The sequence below is a fragment of the Labedaea rhizosphaerae genome (assembly GCF_004362825.1).
GTDB lineage: Bacteria > Actinomycetota > Actinomycetes > Mycobacteriales > Pseudonocardiaceae > Labedaea > Labedaea rhizosphaerae.
The window spans coordinates 1,340,439-1,354,417 of the sequence record NZ_SNXZ01000002.1 but is presented as its reverse complement, the minus strand read 5'-3'; the positions used below and the strand labels follow the sequence as shown (position 1 = coordinate 1,354,417).

The following is a 13,979-nucleotide window of genomic DNA, read 5'->3' as shown; positions in this document are numbered from 1 at the left end:
TCCCTCGCTCAGGCCTGCTGCCGCCGGGCGGTGAGCACACGACGCAGGTCGGCGCGCATCTCCGGGGTCAGGACATGGCCGGCATTGGTGACGAACTGGGTCATCTCGTATGCGACGACCTTCATGTTGGCCTCGGGCTCGGTCAGCACGGCGAGGCCCGCGCCCGAGCTGATGCCCATGAACAGGAAGTAACCGCGGGACAGGCGGATGATGATCTGCTCGCAGCTGCCCTTGTCGAACAACGCGGCGCTGCTGCCCGCGAGGCTCAGCAACCCGCTGGCGATGGCGGCGAGCTGCTCGGCCTCGTCGGGGGTCACCCGCTCGGACGCGGTGAGCGGGAAGCCGTCGGAGGACATGACGAGGGCGTGGCTGACGCCGTGCACCTTGCGCACGAAGTCGTTGACCAGCCAGATGAAATCGTCTTTGGGCATGCGTTCGTCGGTGCTGGTCACGGCTTGGCTTCCCCGGTGTCCGCGTCGTGCTCGTCGGCCCGATCAGTGGGCTGGTCCTGGTCGGCGCTCGTTTCCTTGTGTTCGGCGAGCGCGGCCTGCTCCCCGTCGGCGAAGGCGTCGAGGTCGGCCAGCAGTTGATCATGCCCGGCGGTCGCCGAAGGGGCCTCGGCGGGTGCGCCCATGGGCTCGATCGGATCGGTGTCGTCGATGGAGTCCGTGGCGTCCGTTGTGTCGGGCCGCTCGACGGTGCCCTTGATGCTGCGGGAGACCCGCCGGGGCAGGCCACTCGGGGTGGTGGACAGCGGCGCTTCCGGCTCGGCGGTCTTCGTCGCGGCCGAGGGCTTGGTCGGCGCGAGCGGGGAGACGGCCGTGGCCCGCACGGCGGAGCCGCCGCGCTTGGGCAGACCCGTCGCGGTGACGCCGTGGTTGCCGTTGCGCGGGCGGGCGATCGGGTGGTTCGCCTCCGGGTCCAGCGTCCCGCTGACCCGGGTGAACCCGGCCCTCGGCACGACTGTCTGCGAACCGGACCAGGTGGCGCCGGGCAGCTCGCACACCGTGGACGACGGCAGCAGCACCGTGGCGGTCGTGCCATGGGGGCTGCGGCGGTCGAGGTGCACGCGCATGTCGTGGCGGTGCGAGAGCCTGCGCACCACGGCGAGGCCCATGTGGCGCACGGAGTCCCGGTCGAGCGTGGGCGCCGTGGCCAGCCGCGCGTTCACCTCGCGCAGGCGCTCGTCGGGGATGCCGATGCCCTCGTCCTCGATGCGCAGAAGGACGCTGCCCTGCTCGGTGAGGTGGGCGCTGACCCGCACCGGGGTGTCCGGCGGGGACTGGCTGGTGGCGTTGTCCAGCAGCTCGGCGAGCAGTCGCGAGAGGTCCTCCGCGGCGAAGCCCACGACCCCGAGCTGCACGACCCGGCCGATGGTGACGCGGGTGTACTGGTCGATCGAGGACATCGCGGCACGCACGACGTCGACGACCGACGCGCTGTCGGTGGTGGTCTCCGAGGCGTCGCGGCCGGCGAGCACACGGAGGTTCTCGGCGTTGCGCCGCAGCCTGGTCGCCAGGTGGTCGAGGCGGTACAGCTCGGCGAGCCGGTCCTGGTCCTCTTCCTTGGCTTCCATCTCCTCGAGCTGGGACAGCAAGGTGTCCACCAGGTTCAGATCGCGCAGGGAGATCCCGGCGCAGATGCCCGCGAGGACCTCCTGCGACTCGGCGGACTCCCGGACCGGGCGCGGCGGCGGCGAGGGCGGCACCGTTTGGGTGTGCGCGCCGGGTGGCGCCGGCTGGCGGGCTGCTTCGAGGAATTGGGCTGCCGCTACACGAGAACGGTCCAGCAGGGTGCGCGACTGCTCAAGCAGTCTGCGAGCCCGGGTCGGCATAAGTCCCCATACTTTCTGGTCGCGGTCGGGCCCCGTACACCCGGTCTCCGCCGGCCGGGCGTGACCGCAATGTAATCAGACCGCGCGACGCGGTGTCCACTGCTCGGTGGACTGACAGCGCCCATTTGGTCGCTTTGGGTGATGGCAAACGGCGTCCCACCAGGGCGGATCGGACCGTGAAAGTCCACTGTGGAATACGGGCAACTTGATTCTACGCAACCTTGACGCAGATGCGCGCTGACGTAGAATGTAGACCTCGCGCGACCCCGGTGAGGAGACGTCCGTGATGACCGCTTCAGTCGCGGCCCACCAGTCCGACCAGCAGGTACAAGGACCGGAGCGGCCACGGGTCGACTTCGACCGGCACCCCGATGGCTACCGGCACTGGCGGCTGCGTTGCGACGGACCGGTCGCCTGGTTGGAGCTGGACGTGGACGAGTCGGGCGGTCTGGTGCCCGGCTACGAGCTCAAGCTCAACTCCTACGACCTCGGCGTGGACATCGAGCTCTACGACGCCACCCAGCGGCTGCGCTTCGAGCACCCCGAGGTGCGGGCGGTGGTGGTCACCAGCGGTAAGGAAGGCGTGTTCTGCGCGGGCGCGAACATTCGCATGCTGGCCGCTTCCACGCACGAATGGAAGGTGAATTTCTGCAAATTCACCAATGAGACAAGAAATGGCATGGAGGACGCCACCGACAATTCCGGGCAAACGTACGTCGCCGCGGTCAACGGTTCGTGCGCCGGTGGCGGCTACGAACTGGCGCTGGCCTGCGACAAGATCATCTTGGTGGACGACAACTCGTCCACGGTGGCGCTGCCGGAGGTGCCGTTGCTCGGGGTGTTGCCGGGCACCGGCGGTTTGACGCGCGTGGTCGACAAGCGGCACGTGCGCAAGGACCGCGCCGACGTGTTCGCGACCCGCCCGGACGGGGTGAAGGGCCGGACCGCGGTGGACTGGCGTCTGGTCGACGAACTCGCGCCGCGCCGCGATTTCGCCGACGTCGTCCGGGAACGGGCGCTGCAAATTGCAGATCGCAGTGTGCGGCCGAGGGAGGCGCGCGGCATCGAATTGACGCCACTGCGCCGCGAGGTCACCGACGACGTCATCACGTACCGCTACGTGACCGCGGTGCTGGACCGGGCGGCGGGCACGGTCGAGCTCACCGTGCGCGGCCCGGACACCGAAGCTCCGGCGGATGTCGAGGCCTTGCACGAGCAGGGCGTGGACGGGTGGCTGCTGGCCGTCACCCGCGAGCTGGACGACGCCATCCTGCGGCTGCGCACCAACGAGCCCGAGCTCGGCACCTGGCTGGTCCGCACCGAAGGCGACGTGGACGCCGTGCTGGCCCACGAGAAGGTCGTGCTGGACCACCGCGACGACTGGCTGGCCAACGAGATCATCCACTACGCCAAGCGGGTGCTGAAGCGGCTCGACGTGACCAGCCGCAGCCTGATCGCGCTCATCGAGCCAGGTAGCTGCTTCGCGGGCGTGCTGCTGGAGCTGGCCCTGGCCTGCGACCGGCAGTACATGCTCGACGGCCCGCCGCTCGACGACGAGGACAGCCCGCTGCGCGCGGCCATCCGGTTCTCGCCGGCCAACTTCGGCCCGCTGCCGATGGGCAACGGCCTCACGCGCTTGGAGTCGCGCTTCTACGGCGACGACGCCCACGTCGAGGCGCTGCGGGCGGAGACCGGCCCGGTGGACGCGGGCCGCGCGCTGGAACTGGAACTCGTCACCGACGCTCCCGACGACCTGGACTGGGAAGACGAGATCCGCATCGTCGTGGAGGGCCGCACGGCGCTGAGCCCCGACGCGTGCACGGGCATGGAGGCCAACCACCGGTTCGTCGGACCGGAAACCATGGAAACCAAGATCTTCGGGCGGCTCACCGCCTGGCAGAACTGGATCTTCACGCGACCGAACGCCTCGGGACCGGAAGGCGCGTTGCGCCGCTACGGCACCGGGCGCAAGGCCGTGTTCGACCGGAAGCGAGTCTGAGCGTGCCGGAGAGCATCGACTACGACGCCAAGATCCCCAACAACGTCGACCTGTCCTCGGACCGGCGGCTGCAGCGCGCGCTGGAGGGCTGGCAGCCCAAGTTCATGAACTGGTGGGGCGAGATGGGTCCCACGCTGCGCACGCAGGGCGTGTACCTGCGCACCGCGGTCGCGGTCGGCCGCGCCGGCTGGGCGCACTTCGACCACGTGAACGTGCCCGACTACCGGTGGGGGATCTTCCTGGCCGAGCGGGATCCCGGCCGCACGATCGCGTTCGGCGAGCACAAGGGCGAGCCGGCGTGGCAGCAGGTGCCGGGGGAGTACCGGGCCGATCTGCAACGCCTGATCGTCATCCAGGGCGACACCGAGCCCGCGTCGGTGGAGCAGCAGAAGCTGCTGGGGCTGACCGCGCCGAGCCTGTACGACCTGCGCAACCTCTTCCAGGTCAACGTGGAGGAGGGGCGGCACCTGTGGGCGATGGTGTACCTGCTGCACGCCTACTTCGGCCGTGAGGGCCGGGAGGAGGCGGAGGGGTTGCTGTTCCGCAACTCCGGCAGCCCGGACACGCCGCGGATCCTCGGGGCGTTCAACGAGGAGACCGCGGACTGGCTGGCCTTCTACATGTTCACGTACTTCACCGACCGCGACGGCAAGTACCAGCTGGGCACGCTCAAGGAGTCGGCGTTCGACCCGCTGTCGCGCACGTGCGAGTTCATGCTGAAGGAAGAGGCGCACCACATGTTCGTCGGCACCACCGGGGTCGACCGGGTGGTGCGGCGCAGCGCCGAGCTGATGCGCGAGCACGACACCGCGGACATCGCCGCGCACCACGGCATCCCGCTCGACATCATCCAGAAGTACCTGAACTTCCACTACACGGTGTCGCTGGACCTGTTCGGCAGCGAGACCTCCACCAACGCCGCGAACTACTACACCGCCGGGCTCAAGGGCCGCTGGCAGGAGACGCGGCGCAAGGACGACCACCTGCTCACCGAGGACAGCGCGTTCCTCGACCGGCCCGGCGAGGACGGCACCTGGACCCAGGAGGAGGTGCAGGCGCTGCTCGCGCTGAACCTCGACCTGCGCACCGAGTACATCGCCGACTGCGAGACCGGGGTCAAGCGCTGGAACCGCATCCTGGACGAGCACGAGATCTCCTACCGGTTCTCGTTGCCGCACCCGGGGTTCAACCGCAAGGTCGGGGCGTACGCGGACTTCCACATCACGCCCGAAGGGTCCATCGTGGACGAGGCCACGTGGGAGGCCAACCGGGGCCGGTGGCTGCCGACCGCGGAGGACCTCGCCTTCGTCCGGTCCCTGATGCACCCGGTGTACGAACGCGGGAAGATCGCCAGCTGGATCGCCCCGCCGTCCAACGGGATCAACGGCAAGCCCTTCGACTTCGAATACGTCTACTTCGACTGATTCCCCGAAGCCCAGCAACGGAGCGGGTCATGGCGAGCGAATCGACCACCACCTTCAACGCCGCCGACCACCTGGTCGGCCGGCAGGTCCGCGCGGGGGCGGGCGAACGGGTCGCGGTCGCGACCCCGACGAGGTCGCTGACCTACGCGCAACTCCTCGCCGAGGTGCGCACGGTGGCGGCGGGCTTGCGTGCGCTCGGCGTGCGGCCCGAGGAACGCGTCTTCATGTGCATGACCGACGACCTCGAGCTGTACGTCGCGATCCTCGCGACCATGTACCTCGGCGCGGTCGCCGTGCCGTCGTCGACCATGCTCACCGGCGCGGAGCTGGGCACGCTCGTCGCCGACGCGCGGGCCACGACGGTGCTCGGCTCGGTCGAGTTCGCCGATGCCGTGCGCACGGCCGTGGCCGCGGCACCGGAGGTGCGCGAGGTCGTCTTCGCCGACGAGTGGGACCGGTTGCGGGGCGCCGGCGAACTGGCCGAGCCGTACTCGTCGTGGCCGGATTCGCCCGCGTTGTGGCTCTACACGTCGGGCACGACCGGGCTGCCCAAGGCGGCCATGCACCGCCACGACGACATCCGGTTGGTCGCCGAGCTGTACGGCCGCCAGGTGCTCGGCATCGGCCCGGACGACCGCTGCCTGTCCGTGGCGAAGCTCTTCTTCGCTTACGGCATCGGCAATTCCATGTTCTTCCCGCTGTCGGTCGGTGCGATGGCGTTGCTCGAACCGTCGCGGCCCACACCCGCGTTGTTCGCCGAGCGGGCCGCCCGCGACGGCGCGACGCTGCTCTTCGGAATGCCCAGCTTCTGGGGTCCGCTGCTCGCGATGGACCCGTCGGTCGTGCCGGACGACGCGTTCCGCACGGTGCGCCAAGGGGTTTCGGCCGGGGAGGCGCTGCCCGCCCGGATGTTCCACGGCATAGTGGAGCGCTTCGGCGTCGAGGTGCTCGACGGCATCGGGTCGACGGAGATGCTGCACATCTTCCTGTCCAACCGGCCCGGCGCGGTGCGCCCGGCGTCGTCGGGCACGGCGGTGCCCGGCTACGAGGTGGAGCTGCGGGACGAGCACGGCGCCGTGATCACCGAGGTCGACCGGCCCGGCGAGTTGTACGTGCGTGGCGCGAGTGCGGCCACCGGCTACTGGTGCCGCGCCGACGTGTCCCGGCGGGTGTTCCTGGGCTCGTGGATGCGCACCGGCGACAGCTACGTGCGCAACGCCGACGGCACCTACAGCTGCCTGGGCCGGTTCAACGACCTGCTCAAGGTCGGCGGCATCTGGGTCACGCCGAGCGAGGTCGAGGCGCGGCTGCTGGAGCACCCGGGCATCGCCGAGGCCGTGGTCGTCGGGGTGCGTGACGCCGACGAGCTGGACAAGCCGGTGGCGTGCGTCGTGGCGAAACCGGGTGCGGCCGTCGGGGCCGACGACGTGATCGCGTGGTGCCGCCAGGGTCTCGCGGCGTTCAAACGGCCGCGGGCCGTGCTCAACCTCGACGAGCTGCCCAAGACCGCGACGGGCAAGATCAGGCGCAACGTCCTGCGGGAGATCGCGCGCTCGGAGCTGGTGGCCGATCCTGTGGCCGATCCGGTGGAACCGCCGCCGGTGGCTCCGGTATCCGGCTGAAGGGATCGACAGGGTGATCGACGGGGAGCTGGTGGTCGACGCGCACGTGCACGTGCCGCGGCTGTCGACTTTGAAACCCGCGTGGCTGGAGTGGGCCGACCACTTCTCCGGCGACCGCCGGTGGCGCTCGGTCTACGACGACGCGGGTGATCCGATCCCCGCCCGGCTCGACGCGTTGCTCGCCGACGAGGGCGTGGACCGCGCGTTGCTGTTCTGCGAGTACAGCCCGCGGGCCACCGGCATCCAGACCTTCGACGACGTGACGCCGGTCGCGGCGCACAACCCGGTGCGGTTCCGGCAGGTCGCGAACGTCAACCCGCACCTGCACCACCCGCTGGCCGACGAGGCGCGCCGCCAGCTCGACCTCGGCGCGGTCGCGGTGAAGCTGCACCCGGTGCATGCCGGCTTCGATCCGGCCGACAAGGAGCTCTACCCGGTCTACGCGTTGTGCGCCGAGCGTGGCGTGCCGGTGATCATCCACTCGGGCACGTCGAGCTTCCCCGGCGCGCGGGCCCGCTTCGGCGACCCGGCCCTGCTCTCGGACGTGGTCGAGGACTGGCCGGGCGTGCAGTTCGTCTTCGCCCACGGCGGGCGCGGCTGGTGGTACGACACGGCCGCGTTCCTGGCGCTGGCGAAGGACAACGTGTGGCTGGACCTGGCCGGGCTGCCGCCGGCGAAGCTGCCCGAGTACTACGCGCGCTTCGACTTCGCGCGGCTGGCCAAGCGGTTCGTCTTCGGTACCGACTGGCCTGGTGTGCCCGGCACCGCGCGCAACGTGAAGGCGTTGTGCGCCTTGGGTTTGCCTGACGACACCGTGCGCGCCGTGCTGTCCGGCAACGCCGCCCGGATCTTCCCGGGGCTGGACCTGTAGCGGGGCTGCACGGGGCCCTTCCCGGTGCCGCTACCTAGGATCGCGGCATGACCGACCAAGGCCCGGAGCTCGTCGCGCAGGACGGCATCGGCGTCCCCGACGCCCTGCAGCGGCTCTGGACGCCGCACCGGATGGCCTACATCCGCGGCCAGGAGAAACCCGCGAGCGAGAGCGGCGGCTGCCCGTTCTGCGAGCTGCCGTCGCTGCCGGACGAGGACGCGCTGATCATCGCCCGTGCCGAGCTGGTGTACGCGGTGCTCAACCTCTACCCGTACAACCCGGGCCACCTGATGGTCGTGCCGTACCGGCACGTCGCCGACTACACCGACCTGACCGACGCCGAGACCGTCGAGCTGGCCGTGTTCACGCAGCGGGCGATGACGACGGCGCGGCGGATCTCCGCGCCGCACGGGTTCAACATCGGGATGAACCAGGGGGTGGTGGCGGGGGCGGGCATCGCCGCGCACCTGCACCAGCACGTGGTGCCCCGCTGGGGCGGCGACGCCAACTTCATGCCCGTGGTGGGGCACACGAAGGTGCTGCCGCAGCTGCTGGGGGAGACCCGACGGCTGCTGGCCGAGGCGTGGTCCGCGGCGGACTGATCGTGTCGGACCCCGCCGATAGCCTCCGCGCATGACCGAGCCCGCGCACGTGATCGACACCCGCACCGCCTACGACCTCGTCGCCGAGTCCTACGCCGAGCAGTTGCGCGACGACCTCGCCACGAACACCTGGGACCGCGCGATGCTGGACAGCTTCGTCGAGTTGGTCGGCACCAGCGGGCCGGTCGGCGACCTCGGCTGCGGGCCGGGCCGGATCACCGGCTACCTGGCCGCGCGCGGGCTGGACGTGTTCGGGGTCGACCTCTCGCCGGGCATGGTCGCCCAGGCGCGGCAGGACCACCCGGGGCTGCGCTTCGAGGTCGGCAGCCTCGCCGCGCTCGACCTCGCCGACGGCGCGCTGGCCGGTGCGCTGGCCTGGTACTCGTTGATCCACACGCCACCGGAGCGGTTGGCGCCCGTGGTGGCGGAGCTGGTGCGGGTGCTCGCGCCGGGCGGGCGGTTGCTGACCGCCTTCCAGGTGGGCGACGAGCGGCGGCACCTGTCGCACGCCTACGGCCACGACATCACGCTCGACGCGTACCGGCTGCGCCCGGAGTTCGTCGCCGGGCTCTTCGCCGACGCGGGTCTCGTGGTGGAGGCGCAGCTGGTCCGGGCGCCCGATGCGAACGAGAAGTCGCCCCAGGCGTACTTGCTCGCGCGCAAGACCGGCTGAAACGAGGCGACGCCCGGCGTCGGTTCGCCGGGCGTCGTCGCGTGGTCGATCAGGCCTCGCGGAGGTTGGCCTCGATCTCCAGGTGGATCTGGATCTTGTCGCCGACGACGCCGCCCGCGGGGCCGCCGGAGACGCCGAACTCCTTGCGGCTGATCTCGGTGGTCGCGGAGAAGCCGGCCACCTTGCCGCCCTGCATGCCGTCGCCGAAGCCGTTGACCTCGAGGACCAGCGGCACGGTCTTGGTCACGCCGCGCACGGTCAGCTCACCGTCGAGGACGAAGGTCTCGCCCTCCTCGTAGCGCACGCCGGTGGACCGGAAGCTGATCTCCGGGTGGTCGCCGGTGTGCAGGAAGTCCTCGCTGCGGACGTGGTTGTCACGCTGCTCGTTGCGGGTGCTGACGCTGTTCGCGTCGATCGTCGCGGTGACCGACGACTCGAGCGGGTTCTCGGCGGTGACGATCGAGCCGGAGAACGTGTCGAACCGGCCACGCACCTTGGAGACGCCCAGGTGCCGGACGATGAAGGAGACGTCGGAGTGCACGGGGTCGATGTCCCAGGTCCCGGCGATGTATCCCGGAATGGTGGCGGTAGGGGTGGTCATGTGGGTTTCCTCCTCGGTTGAGCTCTCAAGTAGGTAGTTTACGCTAAGAAGATTGAGACTTCAACAAGGGGGGTAAGGTGGTCGGTATGACCGAGACGCGATGGTTGACCGAGCAGGAGCAGGAGGTGTGGCGCACCTTCATCTCCGCCGTCGACGCCTTCGTCGACCACCTGGAACGGCAGATCCAGCGCGACGCCAACATGCCCTACACCTACTACGAGATCCTGGTCGCGCTCTCCGAGGCACCGGACCGGACCCTGCGGATGAGCGAACTCGCGGGTGCGCGCAGCTCGTCGCGCAGCAGGCTCTCCCACGCCGTGGCCCGCCTCGAGGAGGTCGGCTGGGTGCGCAGGCTCGCCTGCCCCACCGACAAACGCGGCGCGCTCGCCCAGCTCACCGACGAGGGGTTCGCCGCGTTGCAGGAGGCCGCGCCGGGCCACGTGACCGCCGTCCGCGAGAAGTTGTTCGACCGGCTGACCCCCGAGCAGGTCGTCGCGCTCGGCGAGATCAGCCACGCGTTGCTGGACGGGCTCCCCGAAGGCGCTGCGCGGCGGCAGGCACTGAATCGTTAGGCTTCGGCACAGTCCCTGCCCCTCGGCCCCCGGTGGTGTCGCGCCCGCGCCATGCTCAACATCTTCGCCCGCGCTTCGGTCTCGCGCGTCACCGATCCGATCGGGGCGCTGCTGGTCCGCGCCGGCCTGACCCCCAACGCCATGACCGTGTTCGGCACGGCGTGCGCGGTGGCGGGTGCCCTCTGGCTCTTCCCGACCGGCCACCTGCTGGCGGGCACGTTCGTCGTGTGGGGCTTCGCGATGTTCGACCTGCTCGACGGCGCGATGGCCCGCGCGCGCGGCTACGGCACCAGGTTCGGCACGGTGCTGGACGCCGCCTGCGACCGGATCGCCGACGGCGCGTTGATGGGCGCGGTGGCCTGGTGGTGCTTCGTCGTCGCGAACGATCGGATCGCCGCCGCGGCGTGCCTGGTGTGCCTCGTGCTCGGTCAGGTGATCTCCTACATCAAGGCCCGCGCCGAGGCCGCCGGGCTGGATGCCGACGGCGGGCTCGTCGAGCGGGCCGAGCGCCTGATCATCACGCTGGTCGGCACCGGGCTGGAGGGCCTGGGCGTGCCGCACGCGGTGATCGTCGCGTTGTTGCTGCTCGCCGTGCTGTCCGTGGTGACGGTGCTGCAGCGGTTCCTGGCCGTGGCGCGATCCTCGGCCACCCGAGCGGAGGAGGGTGGATGACCGGCTTCGGCGAGCGCATGACCGACTGGGGGTACGCGGCGGGCTGGCGGTTGGTGCGCACGCTGCCCGAGGGCACCGCGGAGCGCCTGTTCAACATGGGCGCGGACCGCGCGGCCAAGCGCAACGGCACCGGCACCCAGCAGTTGCGGCGCAACCTCGCGCGGGTCGTCCCGCAGGCGGGCGAGGAGGAATTGGACGACCTCGTGCGCAAGGCGCTGCGGTCCTACGCGCGGTACTGGCGTGAGGCGTTCCGGCTGCCCGGCATGGACCACGAGGCCATCCACGAATCGGTCAGCGGCATGATCGCCGGCCTGGAATACGTGGACGCGGCGCTGGCGAAGGGCAACGGCGCGATCCTGGCGCTCACCCACTCCGGCAACTGGGACATCGCGGGCGTCTTCCTCGTGCACCACTCCGGTCAGTTCACCACCGTCGTCGAGCGGTTGCGGCCCGAGTCGTTGTACAAACGGTTCGTGGCCTACCGCGAGTCGCTCGGCTTCGAGATCCTCCCGGCCACCGGCGGCCGGGTCCCGCCGGGCACCGTGCTGACCGAGCGGCTGCGCCAGAACAAGGTGATCTGCCTGGTCGCCGACCGCGATCTCACCCCGTCCGGCATCCCGGTGACCCTGTTCGACCACGCGACGCGGATGCCCGCCGGACCGGCCCGGCTGGCCGCGTCCACCGGGGCCGCGCTGCTGCCGGTCGGCTGCTGGTTCACCGACGACGGCGGCTGGGGCTTCCGCGTCCACCCGCCGATCCGGGTCACAGGCAACGATGACGTGCCCGCCGCCACGCAGTCGCTGGCCGACTCGTTCGCCGCCGACATCGCCGCGCACCCCACCGACTGGCACATGATGCAGAAGCTCTGGCTGGAAGACTTGGCCGAGGGCCGCCGCAAGGCGCTCACGAGGAGCGATCCGACGTGACCCGAGCAGGGGAGGGGTCGGCGTGAAGATCGGGATCGTGTGCCCGTACTCCTTCGACGTCCCCGGCGGGGTGCAGGCGCACGTGCTCGACCTGGCCCACGCGCTGCTGCGCCGCGGGCACGACGTGGACGTGCTCGCGCCGGCCGACGAGGACACCCCGCTGCCCGACTTCGTCACCCCGGCCGGTCGTGCGCTGGGCGTGCCGTACAACGGCTCGGTGGCCCGGCTCTCGTTCGGGCCGGTGTCCTACGCCCGGGTGCGGCGCTGGCTGCGGGACCGCCACTTCGACGTGCTGCACCTGCACGAGCCGACCGCGCCGAGCCTGTCGATGCTCGCGCTGACCGTCGCCGACGGCCCGATCGTGGCGACCTTCCACACCTCGACGCCGCGCTCGCGCACGCTGTCGGCGTTCCAGCCGGTGCTGCAGCCGTTCCTGGAGAAGATCACCGCGCGGATCGCCGTGTCCGCGCTGGCCCGTCGCGTGCAGGTGGAGCACCTCGGCGGCGACGCGGTGGAGATCCCCAACGGCGTGGACGTCGGGTTCTTCGCCGGTGCGCGCCCCCTCGACGACCACCCCCGCACCGGCAACACCATCGGTTTCGTCGGCCGCTACACCGAACCGCGCAAGGGTATGCAGGTGTTGCTCGAGGCGTTGCGCATCCTCGCGCCGGAGCTGCCGGACCTGCGGCTGCTGGTGGTCGGTCGCGGCGAGGAGGACGAGCTGCGCCGCCAGGCCGGTCCGGTGGCCGACCGGCTGGTCCTGCTCGGCCAGGTCGACGACGCGACCAAAGCGCGCGCGCTGCGCAGCATGGACGTCTACTGCGCGCCGAACACCGGTGGTGAGAGCTTCGGCATCATCCTGACCGAGGCGATGTCGGCGGGCGCCGCCGTCGTGGGCAGCGACCTCGACGCGTTCCGCCGGGTCCTGGACGACGGGCGCGCGGGCGTGCTGACCCCCGTTGGGAACAGCGGCCGCCTGGCCGACGGGCTGCGTTCGACGCTCGCGGATCCGGTGGCCCGTGCGGAGATGGTCGCGCGGGCGAGCGCGCGGGTCGCTCAGTACGACTGGTCGGTGGTGGCCGATCAGGTGCTGCGCGTCTACGACCAGGCCATCGCGGCCAACCCGCGGCGGGTCGTGGAGTCCGGGTCGCGATGAGCGGCTGGCTCGTCACGCTGCTCGTCGTGGTGGCGTTGCTGCTGCTGGCGTGGCTGGCCATGACCGCGAACCGCCTGGACCGGCTGCACGTGCGCACCGACGCGGCGTGGGCGGCGCTGGACGCGGCCCTGGCCCGGCGGGCGGTCGTGGTGCGGGCCGTGGCGGCCGCCGGATGTCTCGACCAGTCCGCCGCCGACGAGCTGCGCGCGGCCGCCGAGCGGGCCGAGCGGGCGAAGCGACCGGACCGCGAGTCCACCGAGAACGAGCTGGGTCGTCGCTTGTCCACTGTGGACCGCGCGGCGCTGCCGGTCGCGCTGGCCGCCGAGCTGACCGACGCCGAGCAACGCGTGGTGATCGCGCGGCGGGTGCACAGCGACGCCGTGCGGGACACCCTCGCCCAGCGGCGCAGGCGGATCGTGCGCTGGCTGCGCCTGTCCGGTACCGCGCCGCGCCCGGAGTACCTGGAGATCGCCGAGCCGGGCGAGCCCGGTTCGGCGCCCACGCCCCGGCCGTCGGCGCGGGTGGTGCTGCGTGACGTCGACGGGCGGGTGCTGCTCTTCCACGGCCACGACCCGGCGCAGCCGAGCGACACGTTCTGGTTCACCGTCGGCGGCGGGGTGGAGCCAGGGGAGGATCTGCGGGCGGCCGCCGCACGCGAGCTCCAGGAGGAGACCGGGTTGGTGGTCGCGCCGGGCGACCTGATCGGGCCGGTGTGGCGGCGGCGCGTGGTGTTCAGCTTCGACGGGCGCAGCTACGACGGCGAGGAGTGGTTCTTCCTCGCCGAGCGGGTGCCCCCATCGACCACTGTGGACACCTCGGGGTTCCAGGAGGTCGAGCGGGACACCGTGGACCGGCACCGGTGGTGGACCCGCGACGAGCTCGCCGCCACCGAGGAGAAGGTGTACCCGGTGCAGCTGGCCGAGTTGCTGCCCGACCTCGACCGGGACTGGGACGGCGAGATTCGCGTGATCCGCTGAGTCCCACGTCACGGTAAGCCCGTGCGAACGGTTGACAGCCGCTTGTCGTG

The 13,979-nt window shown here is 71.1% G+C and carries 14 protein-coding genes; 11 read left to right on the top strand and 3 right to left on the bottom strand.

Going from position 1 to position 13,979, the window contains the following annotated elements; genetic code table 11:
• Positions 1–8 precede the first annotated feature (8 nt).
• Entirely contained in the window at positions 9–431 is a 423-nt protein-coding gene (locus tag EV186_RS15680) for a roadblock/LC7 domain-containing protein (protein WP_133850278.1), read from the bottom strand.
• Positions 432–448: 17 nt separating this feature from the next.
• Entirely contained in the window at positions 449–1,834 is a 1,386-nt protein-coding gene (locus EV186_RS15675) for a sensor histidine kinase (RefSeq protein WP_133849946.1), read from the bottom strand.
• Positions 1,835–2,120: 286 nt separating this feature from the next.
• Between EV186_RS15675 and boxC the strand changes: the two genes are divergently transcribed.
• From boxC to EV186_RS15645, 6 genes are read left to right on the top strand one after another with little or no spacing between them, the layout of a single operon-like run.
• The gene (gene boxC / locus EV186_RS15670; protein ID WP_133849945.1) at positions 2,121–3,833 is read left to right on the top strand and encodes a 2,3-epoxybenzoyl-CoA dihydrolase; all 1,713 of its coding nucleotides are present in this window, start codon (positions 2,121–2,123) and stop codon (positions 3,831–3,833) included.
• Positions 3,834–3,835: 2 nt separating this feature from the next.
• Positions 3,836–5,257 carry a benzoyl-CoA 2,3-epoxidase subunit BoxB gene (gene boxB / locus EV186_RS15665; RefSeq protein ID WP_133849944.1) on the top strand — a complete coding sequence of 474 codons (1,422 nt, stop codon included), beginning with the start codon at positions 3,836–3,838 and terminating at the stop codon, positions 5,255–5,257.
• A gap of 29 nt (positions 5,258–5,286) precedes the next feature.
• Positions 5,287–6,879 (top strand): benzoate-CoA ligase family protein, encoded by a 1,593-nt coding sequence (locus tag EV186_RS15660; RefSeq protein WP_133849943.1) that lies wholly within the window; start codon positions 5,287–5,289, stop codon positions 6,877–6,879.
• Positions 6,880–6,892: 13 nt separating this feature from the next.
• Complete coding sequence (locus tag EV186_RS15655; RefSeq protein WP_133849942.1) at positions 6,893–7,750, top strand: amidohydrolase family protein; 858 nt, start codon at positions 6,893–6,895, stop codon at positions 7,748–7,750.
• A gap of 47 nt (positions 7,751–7,797) precedes the next feature.
• Positions 7,798–8,352, top strand: a complete 555-nt coding sequence (locus EV186_RS15650; protein WP_133849941.1) for an HIT family protein — start codon at positions 7,798–7,800, stop codon at positions 8,350–8,352.
• Between the two features lie 31 nt (positions 8,353–8,383).
• Positions 8,384–9,025 carry a class I SAM-dependent DNA methyltransferase gene (locus EV186_RS15645; protein WP_133849940.1) on the top strand — a complete coding sequence of 214 codons (642 nt, stop codon included), beginning with the start codon at positions 8,384–8,386 and terminating at the stop codon, positions 9,023–9,025.
• A 49-nt stretch (positions 9,026–9,074) separates the two neighbouring features.
• Here the strand turns inward: EV186_RS15645 and EV186_RS15640 are convergent, their stop codons facing one another.
• Complete coding sequence (locus EV186_RS15640) at positions 9,075–9,626, bottom strand: YceI family protein (RefSeq protein ID WP_133849939.1); 552 nt, start codon at positions 9,624–9,626, stop codon at positions 9,075–9,077.
• 86 nt (positions 9,627–9,712) lie between these two features.
• Here EV186_RS15640 and EV186_RS15635 point away from each other — a divergent pair, with 86 nt between their 5' ends.
• The 5 genes from EV186_RS15635 to EV186_RS15615 are packed head-to-tail and all read left to right on the top strand — an operon-like array spanning position 9,713 to position 13,929.
• Positions 9,713–10,198, top strand: a complete 486-nt coding sequence (locus EV186_RS15635; protein ID WP_133849938.1) for a MarR family winged helix-turn-helix transcriptional regulator — start codon at positions 9,713–9,715, stop codon at positions 10,196–10,198.
• A 51-nt stretch (positions 10,199–10,249) separates the two neighbouring features.
• Positions 10,250–10,870, top strand: coding sequence for a phosphatidylinositol phosphate synthase (gene pgsA, locus EV186_RS15630; protein WP_133849937.1), 621 nt, complete (start codon positions 10,250–10,252; stop codon positions 10,868–10,870).
• Positions 10,867–11,796 (top strand): phosphatidylinositol mannoside acyltransferase, encoded by a 930-nt coding sequence (locus EV186_RS15625; RefSeq protein WP_133849936.1) that lies wholly within the window; start codon positions 10,867–10,869, stop codon positions 11,794–11,796. The genes pgsA and EV186_RS15625 overlap by 4 nt, the downstream gene beginning before the upstream one ends.
• 22 nt (positions 11,797–11,818) lie before the next feature.
• On the top strand, positions 11,819–12,952 hold the full coding sequence (locus tag EV186_RS15620; RefSeq protein ID WP_133849935.1) for a glycosyltransferase family 4 protein: 1,134 nt from the start codon (positions 11,819–11,821) through the stop codon (positions 12,950–12,952).
• Positions 12,949–13,929 carry an NUDIX hydrolase gene (locus tag EV186_RS15615; protein WP_133849934.1) on the top strand — a complete coding sequence of 327 codons (981 nt, stop codon included), beginning with the start codon at positions 12,949–12,951 and terminating at the stop codon, positions 13,927–13,929. Before EV186_RS15620 ends, EV186_RS15615 begins: the two co-directional genes overlap by 4 nt.
• Positions 13,930–13,979 lie beyond the last annotated feature (50 nt).

Excerpts from the sequence above, each read along its gene's own strand:
- EV186_RS15675 (WP_133849946.1), bottom strand. The coding sequence starts at position 1,834 with ATGCCGACCCGGGCTCGCAGACTGCTTGAGCAGTCGCGCACCCTGCTG.
- pgsA (WP_133849937.1), top strand. The coding sequence starts at position 10,250 with ATGCTCAACATCTTCGCCCGCGCTTCGGTCTCGCGCGTCACCGATCCG.
- EV186_RS15660 (WP_133849943.1), top strand. The coding sequence starts at position 5,287 with ATGGCGAGCGAATCGACCACCACCTTCAACGCCGCCGACCACCTGGTC.
- EV186_RS15650 (WP_133849941.1), top strand. The coding sequence starts at position 7,798 with ATGACCGACCAAGGCCCGGAGCTCGTCGCGCAGGACGGCATCGGCGTC.
- EV186_RS15635 (WP_133849938.1), top strand. The coding sequence starts at position 9,713 with ATGACCGAGACGCGATGGTTGACCGAGCAGGAGCAGGAGGTGTGGCGC.
- boxC (WP_133849945.1), top strand. The coding sequence starts at position 2,121 with ATGACCGCTTCAGTCGCGGCCCACCAGTCCGACCAGCAGGTACAAGGA.
- EV186_RS15680 (WP_133850278.1), bottom strand. The coding sequence starts at position 431 with ATGCCCAAAGACGATTTCATCTGGCTGGTCAACGACTTCGTGCGCAAG.
- EV186_RS15640 (WP_133849939.1), bottom strand. The coding sequence starts at position 9,626 with ATGACCACCCCTACCGCCACCATTCCGGGATACATCGCCGGGACCTGG.
- EV186_RS15625 (WP_133849936.1), top strand. The coding sequence starts at position 10,867 with ATGACCGGCTTCGGCGAGCGCATGACCGACTGGGGGTACGCGGCGGGC.
- EV186_RS15615 (WP_133849934.1), top strand. The coding sequence starts at position 12,949 with ATGAGCGGCTGGCTCGTCACGCTGCTCGTCGTGGTGGCGTTGCTGCTG.
- EV186_RS15645 (WP_133849940.1), top strand. The coding sequence starts at position 8,384 with ATGACCGAGCCCGCGCACGTGATCGACACCCGCACCGCCTACGACCTC.